The organism is Streptomyces sp. NPDC085481 (assembly GCF_044541845.1).
In the GTDB taxonomy this organism is placed as follows: Bacteria; Actinomycetota; Actinomycetes; order Streptomycetales; family Streptomycetaceae; genus Streptomyces.
In genome coordinates, this window is sequence record NZ_JBITTJ010000009.1 from 243,047 (window position 1) to 261,603 (window position 18,557).

11 protein-coding genes are annotated in these 18,557 nt (G+C 72.9%); 7 read left to right on the forward strand and 4 right to left on the reverse strand.

Features of this window, described 5'->3' with window-relative positions; translation table 11 throughout:
* Nucleotides 1-17 precede the first annotated feature (17 nt).
* The 4 genes from ACIGEZ_RS20945 to ACIGEZ_RS20960 form a co-directional block, all read right to left on the reverse strand.
* Complete coding sequence (locus ACIGEZ_RS20945; protein ID WP_399833156.1) at nucleotides 18-3,908, reverse strand: hypothetical protein; 3,891 nt, start codon at nucleotides 3,906-3,908, stop codon at nucleotides 18-20.
* A 3-nt stretch (nucleotides 3,909-3,911) separates the two neighbouring features.
* The gene (locus ACIGEZ_RS20950; RefSeq protein ID WP_399833157.1) at nucleotides 3,912-7,532 is read right to left on the reverse strand and encodes a hypothetical protein; all 3,621 of its coding nucleotides are present in this window, start codon (nucleotides 7,530-7,532) and stop codon (nucleotides 3,912-3,914) included.
* Nucleotides 7,533-7,679: 147 nt separating this feature from the next.
* On the reverse strand, nucleotides 7,680-8,720 hold the full coding sequence (locus ACIGEZ_RS20955; protein WP_399833159.1) for a TolB-like translocation protein: 1,041 nt from the start codon (nucleotides 8,718-8,720) through the stop codon (nucleotides 7,680-7,682).
* Nucleotides 8,717-9,967 carry an MFS transporter gene (locus tag ACIGEZ_RS20960; protein WP_399833255.1) on the reverse strand — a complete coding sequence of 417 codons (1,251 nt, stop codon included), beginning with the start codon at nucleotides 9,965-9,967 and terminating at the stop codon, nucleotides 8,717-8,719. Before ACIGEZ_RS20960 ends, ACIGEZ_RS20955 begins: the two co-directional genes overlap by 4 nt.
* Nucleotides 9,968-10,542: 575 nt before the next feature.
* Here ACIGEZ_RS20960 and ACIGEZ_RS20965 point away from each other — a divergent pair.
* From ACIGEZ_RS20965 to ACIGEZ_RS20995, 7 genes are all read left to right on the forward strand, one after another.
* The gene (locus ACIGEZ_RS20965; RefSeq protein ID WP_399833161.1) at nucleotides 10,543-11,694 is read left to right on the forward strand and encodes a hypothetical protein; all 1,152 of its coding nucleotides are present in this window, start codon (nucleotides 10,543-10,545) and stop codon (nucleotides 11,692-11,694) included.
* Nucleotides 11,691-12,482, forward strand: coding sequence for a WecB/TagA/CpsF family glycosyltransferase (locus tag ACIGEZ_RS20970; RefSeq protein ID WP_399833163.1), 792 nt, complete (start codon nucleotides 11,691-11,693; stop codon nucleotides 12,480-12,482). Before ACIGEZ_RS20965 ends, ACIGEZ_RS20970 begins: the two co-directional genes overlap by 4 nt.
* Nucleotides 12,482-13,738, forward strand: a complete 1,257-nt coding sequence (locus tag ACIGEZ_RS20975) for a nucleotide sugar dehydrogenase (RefSeq protein ID WP_399833165.1) — start codon at nucleotides 12,482-12,484, stop codon at nucleotides 13,736-13,738. The genes ACIGEZ_RS20970 and ACIGEZ_RS20975 overlap by 1 nt, the downstream gene beginning before the upstream one ends.
* Nucleotides 13,739-13,743: 5 nt before the next feature.
* Entirely contained in the window at nucleotides 13,744-14,868 is a 1,125-nt protein-coding gene (wecB, locus tag ACIGEZ_RS20980) for a non-hydrolyzing UDP-N-acetylglucosamine 2-epimerase (protein WP_399833167.1), read from the forward strand.
* Nucleotides 14,869-14,980: 112 nt separating this feature from the next.
* The gene (locus ACIGEZ_RS20985) at nucleotides 14,981-15,883 is read left to right on the forward strand and encodes a chain length determinant protein (protein WP_399833169.1); all 903 of its coding nucleotides are present in this window, start codon (nucleotides 14,981-14,983) and stop codon (nucleotides 15,881-15,883) included.
* A gap of 17 nt (nucleotides 15,884-15,900) precedes the next feature.
* Entirely contained in the window at nucleotides 15,901-17,469 is a 1,569-nt protein-coding gene (locus tag ACIGEZ_RS20990) for an oligosaccharide flippase family protein (protein ID WP_399833171.1), read from the forward strand.
* Between the two features lie 49 nt (nucleotides 17,470-17,518).
* Nucleotides 17,519-18,520 carry a hypothetical protein gene (locus ACIGEZ_RS20995; protein WP_399833173.1) on the forward strand — a complete coding sequence of 334 codons (1,002 nt, stop codon included), beginning with the start codon at nucleotides 17,519-17,521 and terminating at the stop codon, nucleotides 18,518-18,520.
* The last annotated feature ends 37 nt before the right edge of the window (nucleotides 18,521-18,557 follow it).

Here is an 18,557-nt window from a genome sequence, read left to right on the forward strand (position 1 = left end):
ATACCGGCTCCATGTCCTCATCCTCTCGGCCAGGTCCCCAGGGGGACGATGTCCGCGTAGACCAGCCGCCCCGGCTGCTCGGTGGCCGTGCCCACGTCGTTGGTGGCGGACGGGTGCTTCTCGAATTCCTGGACGACCACGCGCAGCGGGCGGGCTCCCGTGTCGGGAATGTCGAAGTCGCGGACCTGGCCGAGGAGGGCGGTGGTGTGGAAGACGGTGGTCCAGCCGGCGTCCGCGATGTCGCCGGCCCCGGCCGCCCCGGCCGTGTCCCGCACCTGCAGTTCGCTCTCCACGGTGGTGGACCGGGGCCCGGACGGGCCGAGGCCGTCCACGAGCACGGTGCCGTGGCCGGGGGTGCGGCTGACGGTCAGCCGCCGGTGGGGCGGGAGTTGGACGGGCTCGGTGCGGATCGACGGAGACAGGCGGGGCACGCCGTCGATGGTGTGGGGCTGGTAGCGGGCCAGTGCCAGCCGGACGAACGGGAAGTAGGAGCCGGTGACGAGCGGGGACAGGTCGATGTCGGCGTACCAGCGGTCGCCCTCCTCGTCGAAGTGGACGGGGAACGCGAGGGCGCCGAGTGCGCGCTGCAGCTCGGGGAGGTCCTCCCGCAGTGCGGCCCCCGGGGCGTTGACATGGTCGTCGGTGAGGATCGCGGGCGGGGCGCCGGTGTTCCAGATCGGGTCGCGCCCGGCGACGCTGACGTACGCGAGCGTGTCCGCCGGGGCGGAGGGGGAGGGCCAGGTGAGCACCGCGAGCGCCTCGCCGTCCCCGGAGACGTACCAGGGGCGTTCCATGAAGACGCGCAGGCCGCCGCCGTGCCGCCACCGGGTGATCGAGCGCTGGCCGTCGGTCGTCTGCGTCCAGTGGAAGGTCGGCACGGTGTAGAGGAGTTTCGGGGCCGGCGGCCGGGCGGAGCTCGGTACGTCGGTGGTCCGCAGGACCCCCTCGGCGAGGCAGGCGGCGGGGTCCGCGGCGGTGGCCCGGGGGAAGCAGTCCTGGAAGCGGGACACCCCGGTCACCCGGTAGGTGACATGACGACGCCGGGTGTCGCCGAACTCCTGACGGATCGTCGGCAGCGCCTGGTACAGGGGCAGGTGCTGGACGTCGTACGAGCCCACGAACGCCTGCCGCTCGCGCACGACCGGCGCGGCCGGCGGAAGGTCCTCGTGGTCGGTCCACCGGGCCCGTACGTCGATCCGCCCGGTGCTGGGCACGTCGAGCTCAAGCTCCTCGGTGCGCAGGACCGCGCTGGTGTCCCCGCTGGTCCGGGTGGCGTTGAAGACGCCGCCGGGGTCGGACAGCGGCCGCTGGACGGCGTGGACGAGGGTGACCGTACGGGGCGGGGTGATGAGGCGGTTGCGCCCCTGGGCGATCGACGGCGGCGGGTTGGAGGGGTCGATGCCCAGCCAGGCGGCGATGCCGAAGATCTGGACGTCGCGGGTCTTGGGACAGGACGGGATGTCGAAGGTGACCTGCTCGGCGGGGCCGAGCGCGACCGTGACGAGACGGTGGTCCGTGGACCTGGTCACCTTGCAGCCGGAGGGAGCGGCCTCGAGGCGGAACGCGACCGACCTGGTCTCGGGCCAGTCGCCACGCCAGACGGCGATCTTGGGCAGGCCCTCGATGGTGCCGGCATCGCCGGTGTCCGGATCGACCGGCCGGTGCCTGGCGATCAGGCTGATGTGGGTGCTGCCCGGGTCCGGCAGCCAGGGCACGACGACATCGGCCTCGGGCAGGACGACGTACGGGGCGGCCTGGGTGCCGGAGCCGGGTCCGCCCTCGGCGACGACCGCGCCGGGGATGTCGTGGATGTCGCGGTCCGCTCGTCTGGCGGTCTCGAAGAGCCGCTTCACGTCGGCGGTCGGGGCTTCCGGGCCGAGCGCGGCGTCGAACCTGCCCTCGTGCTGGATCGCGAGTTCGAGCGCGCAGTTGGGGGCGAGGAGGTGGCGCAGGTCGTACGCGCGGTGTCCGTGCGCCGCCGCGTAGGCGGTCACCGTCGTGTCGCGGTCGCTGCGGATGACCATCCGGTCCAGTGTCTCGCCGTCGGCCAGTTTCCGGGTCGGTACGAGTTCGGGCGGCAGCAGCGGTTCGTAGCGGTGGTGGGTGAAGACCTCCGTCTGTTCCTCGGCGGGGCCGGCCTCCTCGGAGCGCAGCCCGCCGCCCGCCAGGTCGGCGATCCTGACGCGCAGGCGGTAGTCGCGGCCGAACCGCAGCCGCGGCAGCGAACCGGGATCGCACTCGACCACCGCGTCGAAGGGCATGGCGTCCGTGTCCGGCAGAAACGTCTCGTCGCCGGTGTCGACCACCCGCTCGGGCCGCTGCGCCACCTGATTCCACCCGGTCCAGCGCACCACCGCCTGGTGGATGAACAGCGCGTCGTCGGCGCCGGCGCCCGTGGTGACCGGGTCGGGGCGTACGTACCCCTCCTCGAGGTGCCCGCGCGGCCCGGCAGCGGTGGCCTCCTGCCCGATCGGCACCCCGCCGATCGTGTACCGCACCCGCCGCCGGCAGAGCGAATACCACTGCTTGGTCTGCTCGTCGAAGATGTCCACCCGGTAGCCGCCGAGGAGGGAGTCGGCCGTCAGCGGGACGGAGGTGAGCCCCGCGGGCGTCGCCCGCTCCCGGGCCCGCTGGAGCTGCCTGGCGTGTTCCGCCGCGCGATCGCGCTCGACGAGGGCGAATCCGGTGGAGCGCAGGGCGGGCAGGGCGCCGGTGTCGGCATCGGACTGGGGTCGCGTACGGTCCGATTGGGCGGCGCCGACCATCCGCAGCGCGGCTCCGTCCACGTCGAAGGGCATCACCTCGTAGCGAGCGCTGCCGGACGGGCCCACGCCGACGCCCGTGAGGGGGAGCAGACCCTTGGTGAACAGGGTCGCCGCGGGCCGCTGGACGGACGCGGCCACGAACCGCGTTCCCTCCAGGACGTACGCCGTCCGCGGGGAGAGGTCCTCCTGAACGGCGTTGCCCCAGCCGGAGGTCGCGCCGGTGTCCGGATTCGGCCAGACGGGCACGACCCGCAGGTCCTTCGCGTCGCCCTGGGTGAGCTGGGAGGCCGGTACGGCCAGATCGACCAGCAGCCCGAGCGCCCGAAGGAGCAGGGGATGGTCGGCGAGGCGGGCGACGGTCTCGTGGAACTCGCGCTCCACGGCGGCCGCCGGCGGCTCCGCCAGGGGAGTGAAGTCGGCGGAGTCGCGCCGGTAGTAGGCGTACGCACGGGCCAGCGCGGATCCGGAGGCCGCCGCGCCGTCCGCGCCGGAGGCCGCCGCGCCCGTACCGCCGGCGCCGTAGGCCGCTCCGTCCGTCCCGCCGTAGGCCGCCCCGACCGCCCCGCCCCCGCCCCCGTCGTCGCCGTCGAGCGGCCACAGGCCGGTCTGCCATCCCTCCGTGATGCGCCGGAGTTCCGCGCGGAGCGCGGAGCCGTCCGGGGCGTCCTCGGACGCCTCCGCGTGCCTCAGGTGGGCGAGGGCGGTCGCCGTGTACGCCTGGCGTATCTCCGCCGCGGCTTCGGTGGCCGGGAACTCGCGGGACTCGCGGCCGTCGTAGGTGTTCGCCGTGTAGCCGCGCACCAGCGTGTCGGCCGGGAACAGGGCCCGCCAGGCGTTCAGCCGCTGGGCGACCGTGAAGTCGACCTTCTTGCCCTCGGCGGTGACATAGGGCACCCGGAGCGAGGTGAGCGGCTGCGGCTGCTGGGCACGGCGGACGTCGAGCCGCACCGCGTCGAGCCGCTGGGGCCAGCTCTGCATGCCGAAGTCCGCGACGGTGAGCCTGCCGCTCGAGGGGCCGAGCAGGCGGGGGGTCAGCAGGAGCGACAGCAGGGCCATCGGTTCGGATCCGCCGGTGACCGTCCCGACCCTCCCGGCCGGGAGAACGGTCCAGACGAACTGACGTCGCGCGCCGGTCGCGGCCATGAGCTACTCCCTTGCGAAGGCCTGGCAATAGGTCTGCCACGGGAACGATTCGCCCTGCGGCCCGAGCGCGGTCTCGACCGACGAGGCCCGCAGCCTCTCCGCCTCGGCCGACAGCGACCGCTGTTCGGCGAAGCCGAGGGACGGCCCCTTGAAGCTCTTGTGGCACTCGAGGGTGACGGACGTGGACCAGAAGGTGAGGTCCACGGTGATGACGAGCTTGGCCGAGCCGTGCAGGACGTTGGTCCCGGGGTCGTACGTAAGGCTGATCGTCAGCTCGACGGAGACCCTGATCAGGCCCAGGACGGACACGCTGCCGCCGATCCGCAGATACCCGGTGATCTCGATGGATCCGCCCTGCTTGACGAACACGACGCCGCCGAAGACGTGCACCTCGCCCGAGGCGACGCCGAAGTTCATGGCGACGCTCGCCCCGAACTCGATGCCGCCCACGAACCGTTGCAGGCCGCCGTCGGATCCTCCGGCGCTGATGCCGAGCTCCAGATAGCCGCCTCCGCCGAATCCGGAGACCGTCACGAGGAACGGCTTCTCCCGCGTGGCGAAGGCGAAGTCGATCACGACCGGCCGGTTCTCGAGCGAAAGGGTGAGGCCGATCTCCAGGGCGAGGTTCTGGACGGTGAAGACGCCCATGCCGACGGTGGGTACGGCGATGACGTACGACGCCTTGATCCGCAGCGCCGACACGTCGATGCGCGGTCCGCCGCTCCCCGTCTTCGGGATCTTGTCCGCCAGCGTCCGCACGAAGTTGAGCTTCCCGGCGAGCTCGGCGTCCGCCAGGTCGAAGGTGAGGCTGGGCCGCTCACCGGAGTGGGCGGTGAACGTCACCTTGCGGAAGGTGAGGATGACCAGCGCGGAGCTCCGCTGGGGAATCTCCAGGGTGAAGTCCGTGATCTCCCCCGTGGTGCGCAGCGTGGGCGTGTTGCCGGCCGCCGTCGACACGACTTCCAGGAACACCCACGACGCGGCGCCCGGATGGAAGGGCTCGACGACGCTCGACAGCTTCTCCTTCCAGGTCAGCTTCGCCGAGGCCACGTCGGCCAGCTGCGACCAGGTGATCTCGGGCCGGGTGGTGATCACGGAGATGATCCTGCGCAACGGCACGACGCCGAATATCTTGGCGTCCTCGTCGAACATGTCCTGGGGGCGGGGCGGGAACGGGCCGCCGACGACCGGCCCCATCTTCCGCGAGATCTCGGTGACCGTCATGTTCGGGGCCGCCAGCATCCCGGTGCGCGCTCCGGCCGCGCCGAAGTCCAGCGCCTTCTTCTCCAGCAGCTTGAGCATCGTCTCCGGCGGCTGGGCGCCCGGTCCCGTCGCGAGGAAGGCCTTCGTGAACTCGGCGGGCACCGTCGGGGTCGACCCGAGCAGCTGGCGTACGGCGGGCAGCGCCACCTGGAGCCGGGTCACCTGAGGGTGGAATCCGACGCCGTTGGCGGCCGCTGCCGCTCCGACGGCGCCGAAGGCCATCGACCGCACCTCCTGCACCGCACCGTCCAAAGCCTGCGTCGGCGACTGCATGGCGAGCGCGATCCGGCGTCCGACGTCCGCCGCCGGCCGCCCCGCGTCGGCGCGTATCCCGGAGCGCGGGCCCCGTGCGTAGTCCGCGTCGAGCGCGGCCGCGGCGGACGTGCCCGTCGCCGCGTCGTCCACGAACAGCAGGGGCAGCCGGAGTTCCACCACCTCACGGTCCGCCCGGGCGTGCACGGTGAACTCGACGGTCGTCCCGCCCTGCTCGGGCCAGAACGCCTTGCTGGGCAGCCAGTGGGGCTCGTCGAGGTCCGTGAGCTGGCGTGGCTCGATCGCCACGTGCTGGAAGGGGAACGCCCGCTCGTGCGTGCCGCCTTCGCCGATCCCGTACGAACGGGCCGGCTCGGTCACGATGAGGACGCGCTTCCTGCGCAGGGCGGCCACGGAGTCCGCTGGGTCGAAGCGGCGTTCGGTCGTCTCGACGTATGCCGCGCGGTGCCCGAAGGGGAACAGCGCACCGCGCTTGAGCACCCGGACGTAGAAGTCGCGCCCCATCGAGGCGTCGTGGGTCCACTCCAGCGTCGGCCAGGTCGCCGTCGCCGAGAACCACGCTCCGTACGCGCTCAGGATGAGCCGGTCGACGTCCACCTGCTTCTCGGGGTACTGCGCCCCGAGCGCGGCGATCGACGCCACGTGCGCGCCCAGCGGGGTGTCGAGGCCCGCCTCGACGGGCAGGGCCTTGTGCGGTCGGACCTTGAGGGCCTTGGCGCCGTGGGGGCCGGTGATCCGGCTGTGCCACAGCTCGGTGGTGCCCTCTCCGCTGTCCAGCGGCAGTGTCCGGTGCGCGCAGCCGGCGTCCTGGGGCAGCGCGAGCAGCAGCCGCGACGGCAGTTCGAGTCTGGTCCCGGCGAGTCCGGTGGCGTCCGGGGTGACGACCAGGGGCAGCCGTGTCATCGCCGTCAGCACGCCCTCCACGGTGAGCGGGACGGGTTCCTGGTCGACGGCGAAGTGCAGTCGGGTGGGGCCCGCGATCCGTGCCTGGCTGGACGTGCCGGTGGTCAGGACCGTCTCGGTGACGTGCTGCGGCGGCAGCTCCACGACCAGCCGGGCGCCGGTGCTCTCGGCGAGGACCTCGACCACCCCGTCGGCGCGCACGCGTTCCCGGAGGCCGATGCCCCGGACGCGGAGCGCGGCGAGGTCGGCGGGCCGCACGAGCCGGCGCTCCTGGGGAGCCGCCCAGACGTCGATGAGCCGCCAGTCGGACCACTCCCGTCCGTACGCGTACCAACGGTGCATCAGGGCCACGCCGGCCCACACGGCGATGACGTCGGTACGTCCGTCGCCGGAGGAGACCGCGGCCAGTCGGGTGGGGGTCTCGCCGCCGGGGGTGAGGTCGCCGCCCAGGTCCGTCCAACCCGGCTGCCGGGTCCAGGCGTTGTGCCACAGACCCCTGCCGCCGACGGTGAACAGGTCACGGCCGGTCGCGGCGAAGGCCGGGGACGGGGAGTTCCCGGGCCGCGAGTCCGCGGGCTGCGGGTCCCCGGGCTCTCCGGGCCGGCCGGCGAGCTCGTCCCAGTCGTCCGACCATCCGTAGGCGAAGCGGCGGCGCAGGAAGCGGCGCCGCCGTACGTCGGAGACGAGCAGGTCGAAGCCCTCGTCGCCCCCGGCCACGGCCCGGACCGGGCCGGAGGCGCGCAGCCCGGGGCTGAGCGGGGCGTCGTCGCCGTTCAGCCGCCAGTGCAGGATCTCGCTGTCGCCGTCGTGGAAGAAGACGTGGACGTCGTCCGCGCCGGTCGCGGTCGCGGTGCAACCGTAGGAGGCGGAGCTCCTGGCCAGCGGCCCGTGCGAGGTCCACTCGCCCCAGCAGTCCTCGGCGAAGTGCCGGTGCCGCAGCTCGCGGCCACCGGCGACGGCGAACAGCTCCATGCGGCCGGGACCGGACGAGGTGACGGTCAGCCAGTCGGCGCCGAGCGGGGGCCCGGCGGCGGACGGCCAGGGGCTGCCGAGCGCCTGCCAGGGGCTCCACGCCCCGTCGAACGTGCCGTGCCACACCCCGCCTTCGTCGTCGCCGACGAAGACGTCGAGCCGACCGGGGCGGGAGGAGCAGGCGGCGAGCGCGGTGACAGCGTTGCTCTTCATCGTGCGTGACCTCCGAACGCATGCCGTTCGGCTATGGTCGGATCGCAGGAGGCAGGAAGGGGCGCCGCGCGGCGGCGCTGTTCCCGATGAGGATGTCTCTGCTTCCATCGTCGTACGTCACCCCGCCGGGCTCAACTTCTACGGCCGCTACGGCGCTCCCACCGCGCGCGGCGGCGCCCCCGCTCCCTGCAGCAGCACGCGGGGCGTGCCGGTGCCGTCGGCGGGGACGGTCCAGACGTCGTCGGTGCTCGCGCCGACCTCGGCGGGCAGCGCGTAGGCGACGGTGCGGTCGTCGAGCCAGACGGCCTGGTCGTCGACGCTGCGGCGCTCGGCGAGCGCGGTCGACTTCAGGGTGCGCAGGTCGAGGACGTGCTCGCGCCACAGGGCGGCCTTGCCGAGGACGCGCTTCTTGTAGACGACGCGGGTGCCGTCGGGGGAGAGCGAGGGGCACTCCACGTTCCGCGTCAGCGTGGTGACGGTACGGGCCGCGAGGGAGCCGCGGACCAGGTAGGTCTGGTCGCGGGTGCTGAGGGTGGCGTAGAAGGTGTCGTCGTCGGTCGCGAAGGTGACGCCCCAGAAGTTGACGTCGGCGTTGCGGTAGGGGGAGCCGTCGAGGACGACCTTGAACTCCTCGAGGTTCGCGCTGAGTTGCCAGCCCCGGGTGTCGAGGATCGCGGTGCGGGTGGAGAAGAACGCGGAGCCGTACGACTCGCCCTTCACGAACACGGTCCAGGCGGCGAGACGGCCGCTGGGCGAGACGCGGGCGCGGCTCGGGAGGCCCGCGAGGGGGTAGGTCCTCAGGGCCCGGAGGTTCGCGTCGAGGACCTGGGCGCGATAGGCGGGGCGGCCGAGCGCGGTCGTGGACTGGAGGCAGACGCCGGTGCCGCCCGCCGCGTGGAAGCGCAGGCAGGAGAGGCCGGACGCGGTGCGGGTGGCGCCCGTCGGGGCGTCCGCCGGGACCGAGACGAGGTGGTCGCGGTACGGGCCCGCGGCCATGTTGCGGAAGACCAGCCGGCCCGGCTGCTTCAGATCCACCTTTCCGCCCGCGAACGCCGGGCCGCCCGCGCGGGGCTTGTTCTCCTCGGCCGCCCGGCCGGCGGCGGACAGGACCGACCAGGCGCCGACGCCCGCGAGGAGAAGCACCCCGACGGCGAGGATCAGCAGGCGGCGCAGTGGAGTGAGGGTCATCGGGCGTCTCCCGTCGGGCGCAGCGCGACACCGGCGACGGCCGCGCAGCAGGCGAGGCCGACGGCGGCCGCGGCGAGCGCGGGGCCGTCGCCCCACGCGGCCCACGCGGCGCCGAAGGCCAGGGAACAGCACAGGCGGGCCAGCGCCTGACCGGTGCCGACCAGGGCGATACCGCTGGCCCGCAGCCGCTCCGGCACCACCGCGGCGACGGCCGCGGGCAGTACCCCGTCCGTGGCGGCGTAGAACGCGCCGTGCAGCGCGAGCACCAGGTACGGCAGCGCCGGTACCTGGGGCGCCCAGAGCAGCAGGGCGTACGCGAGGAGCAGCCCGGCGTGCCCGCCGAGGAACACCCAGCGCCGCCCGATCCGGTCCGCGAGCCGCCCGGCCGGCAGCGCGAGCAGCAGGAAGACGGCGGCCGTGCCCAGCGGAAGCAGCGGGAAGAACTGCTCCGCCACCCCCGTACGCCTTTGCACCAGCAGATACAGAAAGGCGTCGCTCACCGTGGTCAGGCCGAGCAGCACCGCGCAGCCGAACAGCATCCGCAGCCGCCGGGCCCGCAGCAGACCGAACGCGGCCCGCAGATCGGCCCGCCCCTCCTGGGGCGGAACCGGGGCGTTCCTCCCGCCCGGTACGAAGAGCAGCAGGACCAGCACGCCGAGCGCCGCCACGCACCCGCTGACGGCGAACACCGCGTCGTAACCCCCGGCCGCCACGCCCAGGATGAGGAACGCGACGATCGGGCCGAGTAGCGCGCCCGTGGTGTCCATCGCCCGGTGCAGGCCGAAGGCCCGGCCCTGCCGCTCGGGCGGTACGGACAGCGAGATCAGCGCGTCGCGCGGCGCGGTGCGCAGGCCCTTTCCGGTGCGGTCGAGGGCCAGGGCGGCGCCCAGGGCGCCGAGGTTGCCGACCAGGAGCAGTGGTTTGACGAGCGCCGACAGGCCGTAACCGATGCCGGCGATCAGCTTGTGGTCGCGCACCCGGTCCGCCAGGTGGCCGCCGGTGAGCTGCACCAGGGCGCTCACCCCGTTCTGCACCCCGTCGAGCATGCCGAAGCCCAGCGGGCTCAGGCCGAGACCCATGACGAGGTAGAGCGGCAGCACGGCCGTGACCATCTCCGTGGAGACGTCGGTGACCAGGCTGACCGTGCCGAGCGCGAGGACGGTCGGGGAGACCGCGCGGGCCGTGCCGCGCAGGCGCTCCTGCGCCGTGGTCGTCCCCTGCGGTGCGGAGCGGTCGGCCAGATACACGGTCAAGGACTCCCATGAGCGGTCAAGGACGCCAACTGCCGTAAGCGGGTGGGGCCGCGCGATCACTCTAACCGCAGCGCCCCGCGCGAAGGGCACGATCGGTGCGGCTTAGCGACTGCTTGCCACCAATTCCTCGAAAGGCCTCATCGTCACCGTGTTGTGCGCCTATCTTCCCGTTGTACGCTGCGAGTTGAGCACAGCGTTCGCGCTGTGCGCTGGGGGTGTTCGTGGGGGGTTTCACCGGCAGGAGGCCGAAGCGCCGTCGCTTCGACGCCGACTGTCCTTCTCGTCGTGCCCGGGACCGCCAGGCCCGGGTCAGGTCGCGCGCCGGTAGGGGACCGGCCGCATAGACGCGCCGACGCGCAGGAGCAGCGTCCCCCGGTGTTCCCCGGCATGCCTCGGGGGATCCGCGATTCCGTCCTGCGCGGCGCCGGGCGCCCCACGCCGCATTCCACCGCAAGCCTGCTGACAGCCAAGCCGATCCGGACCAGCCGCCCTGGTCCGGGACCGACCCGAGGGGGGTGGGTGTGTCCGATCGTCCTGCCAACACACCCGACATTCCACGCAGTTCACGGATGACGGAACTGGCCCGAGCGGACCGTCCGCTCCACGACCTCGCCACCCGGCTGCTCGCGGTGGCCGAGCAGGGACTCCCGCGGATGCTCCTGCCGGAGGGGAACGGCTTCGTCTTCACCCGGGCCGCCGTCCGGACCGCGGGCGACGGCCCGTGGAGCCTGGAGCAGCGCGGCACCAGCCTGCGCTACGCGGCCATCACCGCACTCGGCGCCCGTTTCCTGCCCGCCGACCGCCAGCGGGTCGTGCTCGGCGGTCATACCGCCGAGGAGTTCACCGGACTCCTCGTCGAGCGACTGCCCGGCGTACGCAACCTCGGCGACGCCGCCCTCGTCGCCTGGGCCGCCGCCGAGACCGGCCACCCCAAGCTCTCCGACGCCCTCGACCGGGTCGCCGCCCTCGACGAGCCCGGCCGCCCCCAGTACACCGTCGAGGCCGCCTGGGTGCTCTCCGCGCTCGCCGCGGCCCGGGCCACCCTGGACGTGGAGGACCGCCTGGCGGCCGCCCGGGACCGGCTGCTGCACGCCCGGATCGGCGACAGCCCGCTCTTCCCGCACGCCACCGGACCCGGCCTCAACCCCTGGTACCGCTCGCACATCGGCTGCTTCGCCGACCAGACCTACCCGCTGCAGGCCCTCGCCCGCGCCCACGCGAGCGGCGACGACCCCGAGGCACTCGCCGCGGCCGACGCCTGCGCCACCCGGATCTGCGCGCTCCAGGGCGACGGCGGCCAGTGGTGGTGGCACTACGACGCCCGCCGCGGCAGCGTCGTCGAGGGCTACCCCGTCTACAGCGTGCACCAGCACGCCATGGCCCCCACCGCCCTGCTCGACCTCGCCGAGGCCGGCGGAACCGACTTCGGCGAAGCGATCCGCCGCGGCCTGCGCTGGATGACCGAGGTGCCCGAACTCGCCGCCGCCGGCGCCTCCGAGCCGCTGATCCTCGACGAGCTCGGGGTGACCTGGCGCAAGGTCCACCGCGGCGACCCGAAGAAGGCCGTACGCGCCGCCCGCGGGCTCACCACCCGCCTCGCGCCCGGTCTCCGGCTCGGGCCGCTCGACGGGATGTTCCGGCCCGCCGCCGTGGACCGCGAGTGCCGGCCGTACGAGTTCGGCTGGATGCTCTTCGCCTGGCTCGGGGGGACCGGAAGATGACGCAGCAGCCGACGAAGCGTCAAACCCTGTTCGGCGTACGCCTCGACGCCCTCACCATGGACGAGACGGTGGAGCACTGCCTCACCGCCGTACGCGCCGGCGAACGCCTGGAGATCGGCGTGGTGAACGCCGCCAAGCTGGTCAACATGCGGCGCGACCCCGCCCTCGCCCGGGCCGTCTCCGGCTGCGACCTCGTCCTCGCCGACGGACAGGCCGTGGTGTGGGCGGGCCGGCTGCTGCGCCGCCCGCTGCCCGAACGCGTCGCCGGAATCGACCTGTTCATGCGCCTGCTCGCCGAGGCCGAGTCCGCCGGACTCTCGGTCTACTTCCTCGGCGCCAGGCAGGACGTCCTGGAACGGATGCTCCGCCAGGTCGCCGTCCGCTTCCCCGGACTGCGCGTGGCCGGCAGCCGCAACGGCTACTTCGACGACGCCGACCAGCCCGGCATCGCCGACGCCATCGCCGCCAGTGGCGCCCACATGCTGTTCCTCGGCATGACCTCCCCGAAGAAGGAGATCTTCACCGCCGGTTACGGCGAGCGCAGCAAGGTGGCGCTCGTGCACGGCGTCGGCGGCTCCTTCGACGTCCTCGCCGGGGTCACCCGGCGCGCCCCCGAGCGCTGGCAGCGGCTCGGCTTCGAATGGCTCTACCGCGCGCTCCAGGAACCGCGCCGGCTCGGCCGCCGCTACCTCACCACCAACGTCTCCTTCGCCCTCATGACGGCCCGGGAGATGTTCCGCCGCACACCGTCGATCAGTACCAACACCGCGACCAGGGGGGAGTCCTGATGCGTGTCGTCGTCGTCGGACAGGGATACGTCGGTCTGCCGCTCGCCATCCGCGCCGCCGAGACCGGTCACGAGGTGATCGGCTACGACGTGGACACCGAGCGGGTCAAGAGCCTCACCGCGGGCGAGTCGTACGTCGAGGACGTCTCCGGCGAGCGGATCCGCGCGGCCGCCGAGGCGGGCACCTACCGGGCCAGCGACTCCGTACGGGACTGCGGCGGTTTCGACGTCGCCGTCGTCACCGTGCCCACCCCGCTGCACGAGGGCGCCCCGGACCTGCGCTACATCGAGGAGTCGGCCCGTTCCCTCGCCCGCTACCTGCGCCCCGGCGCGACCGTGATCCTGGAGTCGACCACGTATCCCGGCACCACCCAGGAGCTGTTCGGCCCCCTCCTCGAAGAGGGTTCGGGTCTTGCCGCCGGAGCCGACTTCCACCTCGGCTACAGCCCGGAGCGCATCGACCCGGGCAACCCGGTGTGGGGCTTCGAGCAGACCCCCAAGGTCGTCTCCGGCGTCGACGCGGCCTCGCTCAGGGCCGTCCAGGAGTTCTACGACGGACTCGTCGACACCACCGTGCCGGTGAGCTCGCCCAAGGAGGCCGAGCTCGCCAAGCTCCTGGAGAACACCTTCCGGCATGTCAACATCGCCCTGGTCAACGAGATAGCGATGTTCGCCCGCCACCTCGACATCGACGTGTGGCAGTCCATCGACGCCGCCTCCAGCAAGCCCTTCGGATTCATGCGCTTCACCCCCGGACCCGGCGTCGGCGGCCACTGCCTGCCCATCGACCCCTCGTACCTCTCCTGGCGGGTGCAGCGCGAACTCGGGCAGAGCTTCCGCTTCGTCGAGCTCGCCAACGACATCAACAACCACATGCCGGACTACGTGACCCGGCGCCTGGTCCAGGCCTTCAACACCCGCAAGCGCGCGGTCAACGGCTCGCGCGTCCTGCTGCTCGGCCTCGCCTACAAGAAGAACACCGGCGACGCCCGTGAGTCGCCCGCCCTGCGCATCTCCCAGCTCCTGCTCGACATGGGCGCCGAGGTCCGGGCCGCCGACCCGCACGTCGTCGAGGGCCACCGGGTCGACACCCGCCTCGTCCGGGTCGACCTCACCAAGGAGGAGCTCGCGGCCGCCGACGCCGTCGTGCTCATCACCGACCACGACGCCTTCGACTACGGGCTCGTCGAGGCCCACGCCGACTACGTACTCGACTGCCGGCGCCGGCTGAGCGGTCCCAGGATCGAGGTGCTCTGAACCGCATGACCGTTCACACGACCGTCAAGAAGGTCATCTGCGTCGCGGGGGCACGCCCCAACTACATGAAGATCAAACCGGTGATGGACGCCCTGGAGGCCCGGGGCGCCGAGGTGCTCCTCGTCCACACCGGACAGCACTACGACCCGGCCATGAACGACGTCTTCTTCGACGACCTCGGCCTGCGCCCGCCCGACCACTTCCTCGGCATCGGCTCCGGCAGCCACGCCGGCCAGACCGGGCGGGTCATGGCCGCCTTCGAGCCGCTCGTCGACGAACTCGCCCCGGACCTCGTGGTGGTGGTCGGCGACGTCAACTCGACGCTCGCCTGCGCCCTGGTCACCGCCAAGGCCGGCCCGCTGCTCGCCCACGTCGAGGCCGGGCTGCGCAGCCGTGACTGGTCCATGCCGGAGGAGGTCAACCGGGTCGCCACCGACCGGGTCAGCGACTACCTCCTCGCCCCCTCCCACGACGCCGCCGAGAACCTGCGCGCCGAGGGCTACCGGGACGACCAGATCCACGTCGTCGGCAACGTCATGATCGACACCCTGCTGGCGAACCTGGAGCGGGCCACCGCGTCCGACGCCCTCGAACGGCACGGCCTCACCCCGGACGGCTACGGTCTCGTCACCCTGCACCGGCCCGCCAACGTGGACGACCCCGAGGTCCTCGCCGGCCTCCTCAAGGCCCTCGGCGAGGTCGCCGGCCACTGCCCGCTCGTGCTGCCCGTGCACCCGCGGGCCGCCGAACGGCTCGGCGCGCTCGGCGTGCCCGGCGGGATCCGGCTGATCCCGCCCGCCGGCTACCTGGACTTCATCGCCCTGCAGGCCGGGGCCCGGATCGTGCTCACCGACTCCGGCGGAGTCCAGGAGGAGACCACCGCCCTCGGGGTGCCGTGCGTGACCCTCCGGGACAACACCGAACGCCCGATCACGGTCGAGCAGGGCACCAACGTCGTCGCCGGCCGCGACCCGGAACGGATCGTCGCCACCGCGCTCCGGCTCCTCGCCGACCCGCCGCCGCCCCGCCGCCCCGAGCTGTGGGACGGGCACGCGGGCGACCGCATCGCCCGGGTCCTCCTGGAGGGAGGCACCGCCGGCAGCCGCCCCCGGCCCACGGACCGCCGCTGACCGCAGACAATGGTGATCGCGAAGGGCTCACACCTTGTCGCGATCCCACCTATCCTCATCAGCGGTACGGCAGTTGAGCAGCCGCCACACAGGGGGCGCAAGGGGGAACGCCATGGACCTCGCAGAGATCTTCCGGGTCATGTGCCGGCGGTGGTACGTCCTCGTGCCCGGGCTCGTGCTCACGGCTGCCCTGACCGTGGGGGCCTGGCTGCTCGTCCCCGTGAGTTACGAGTCCCAGAGCACGGTGGCGCTGCTCAACTCCCGCAAGGGCGCGGAGGCCGACGGCAACCCCTTCCTCAGCATGGAGCCCTCGCTCACCGGCATGGCCGACAGCCTCGCCCGCAATGTCAACTCCGACGCGTCCGTGGCCGATTTGACGTCCCAGGGCCTCACCGCGAAGTACGAGGCGAAGATCGCGGACAACGCGCAGGGGCCGCTGCTCTGGCTCACCGTGACCGGCGAGGACCGGGCCGCGGTGCTCAGGGGCAACCGGCTCCTGATGAGCTTCACCGAGAAGCGGCTGAAGGACCTCCAGGCGGAGCAGAAGGTCGCGCCGGAGTCCATGATCCGGATGACCACGATCGTGCCGCCGCAGGATCCCGAGGCCAAGCTCAAGTCCAAGATCCAGTACCTGGTCATGGCCGCGGGCCTCGGGATCGTCCTCAGCCTGGTCGGCACTTTCTTCGCCGAGGCGCGCGGCCGCCGGCGGGCGCCGGCCCGGGAGCCGCACGATGAGGGCCCCGGGATCGGCGAGGCCCTCGATGAGGCGGACGTACGCACGGACGACGTACGCGAAGACCACGCACACGCGGAAGACGTGCACGCGGAAGACGTGCACGCGGAAGACGTGCACGCGGAAGACGTGCACGCGGACGACGCGCACGAAGACGACCAGGCCGCCGGCGCAACGACCCGGCCGGCCGAGCCGCCCACCGACCAGCCCACCGTCCAGCTGCCCGTGCTGCCGGCCGCCGAGCGGCGCCCCGCCAAGCGCCCGCCGTCCTGGGTGAAGTGACGACGAGGAGCCGTCCGATGGATACCGCGCCCGCCGCCGACCAGGCGTCCCTGGGGACCAAGGTCCGTTCGGCGACCCGGTGGAGCCTGATCAACACCATGGTCATGCGGCTCGGCAACTTCGCCACCGGCATCGTGCTCGTCCGCTACGTCCTCGACCCCGCCGCCTGGGGCGTGTACGGGGTCGCGCAGACCGTCCTCATGGTCCTGCTCTCCGCCAACGAACTCGGGGTCACGCTCGCCGTGGTGCGCTGGGAGGGGGACGTACGGCGGTTCGCGCCCACCGTCCTCACTCTCAGCGCCCTGTCCAGCGGGCTGCTCTACCTGAGCCTGTTCGCCGCCGCCCCCGCCGTCGCCGCCCTCCTCGGTTCCACCGAGGCGACCGCCGTGCTGCGGGTGATGTGCGTCTGCCTCGTCCTCGACGGCCTGTCCCAGGTCCCCGCCGGCGTCCTCACCCGCGAGTTCCGCCAAGGCCGCCGGATGATCATCGACGCGCTCAACTTCGTCGTGAGCACCTCGGTGACCCTGGTCCTCGCCCTGAAGGGCTGGGGCGCGATGAGCTTCGCCTGCGGAGCCGTCGCAGGAAACCTCGTGGCCCTGGCCGGCTGCTCGCTCGCCGCCCCCGGCATGCTCAGGTTCGGCTGGGACACCGCGCAGGCGCGGGCGCTGCTGCGTTTCGGGCTGCCGCTCGCGGGCGCCAGCATGCTGGCCCTCGCCGTGGTCAACGCCGACGCGATGATCGTCGGCGCGGTCCTCGGCAATGTCGCCCTCGGCTTCTACATGCTCGCCTTCAACATGGCCGGCTGGCCGGTCCGGGTCATCTCCGAGACCGCCCGGCGGGTCTCCTTCGCGGGCTTCTCGCGCCTCGCGGACGACCCGAAGGCGCTGTCCCAGGGCTTCGCCGGCGCCCTGGGCGTCCTGATGACCGCGACGGTTCCCGCGTGCGTCCTGCTCGGCGCCCTCGCCGGGCCGCTCGTGGAGCTCGTCTACGGTGCCAGGTGGCGGCCCGCCGCCGAGGCGCTGCCCTGGCTGATGGCCCTCGGTCTCGCCAGGATCGCCGCCGAGCTCACGTACGACTGCCTGGTCGCGATCGGCCGGCGCCGCTCGCTCCTGCTCATCCAGGGCCTCTGGCTGGTCACCCTGGTCCCCGTGCTCGTGCTCGCCGCGCGCTCCGGGGGCATCGGGACGGTCGCCGCCGGCCATGTGCTGGTCGCGGGCGTCGTCGTGCTGCCCGTCTTCGTCGTCGCCCTGCGCCGGGGCGGGATCGCCGCCCGCGCCCTGGTCCGGGTCTGTGTCCGGCCGGTCGTCGGCGGGGCCGTGATGGGCGTGGTCCTGGTCCTGTCGCGCCAGTGGCTGGGGGAGCGGCTCGTGGCCCTCTGCGCCACGAGTGTCATCGGACTCGCGTGTTACGGCGTCTGCGTGCTGCCGGGCCGCAGACTGGTGCGCGGCGCGCTCCCGCGTCTTCGGCGTGGCCGGGCGGAGAAGCGGGAGGGCGCCGCCCCGGCCGCCCCGGCCGCGCCCGCCGTCCCCGCCGTCCCCGCCGTCCCGGCGCAGAAGCAGCCGGCCACCCCGGCACCTGAGCGATGAGGTGAGACCCCTGGTCCGAACCGGCCGCCGCAGGCTCCTCGGAGCGGCGGTGCTGACCGCCGTCCTGCTCTTCTCCCTGATCACCTTCACCGGCCTCGGCGGCGAGGCGGTCTGCCTGGGCGGTGCGGCGCGCTGCGACTCCCGCGCCATCACCGCCCCCGGAGCCACCGCCTCCGCACCGACCAGGAACGGCCCCGGCGCCGCGGACGGCAAGCCGCCCGCGCCCAAGGGCTGCCCGAGCCCCCGCGCCTGCGGTTACCCCGACGCCACCACCACCGGCCCCCGGATCGCCACCCTGACCCCGCAGAGCACCGGCAACGCGGCCATCCGCACCGACGGCACCGTCATCAAGGGCTGGGACATCACCGGTTCCCTCGACATCTACGCGAACGACGTCACCGTCATCGACAGCCGCATCACCTCCACCAACTGGTGGGGGATCAACCTGCGCCCCGGCTTCTCCGGCCTGCGGATCCTGCACACCACGATCACCGCCGTGCCCGGCAAGGGGCCTGACAACGGCGGTGCGGACTACGCCGTCTCCAACATGAGCACCAGCTCGATCGAGGTCGGCCACTGCGACATCTCCGTCTTCGGTGACGCCCTCTCCATGGGTCAGGGCAACCTGCACGACAACTACGTGCACGACATCACGCCCTTCCGGAACCTCGACGGCGAGTGGCAGCACACCAACGCCGTCATCAGCAACGGCGGCGGCAAGGGCAAACTGATCATCCGTCACAACACCCTGCTCAACGCGACCCCCGTCGAACAGGGCGCCTCGGCCGCCATCGGCCTCTTCGCCGACAGCGCGCCCGTCACCCACACCGTCGTCGACGACAACTGGCTGGCCGGCGGGGCCTACGCGCTCTACGCCGGGGGCGCGGACTCGGCCGGCATCGAGGTCACCGACAACGTCTTCTCACCCCAGTTCTACCCGGCGGGCGGCAAGTACGGCGCCGTCGCCTACTGGAACCCGACGGGCCGGGGGAACGTGTGGCGCGGCAACCGCATGGCGGACGGGAGGACCGTGGTCCCGGTACAGCCGTGAGATCATGAGATCTGCTGATAAATCCCGACTCTCCGAC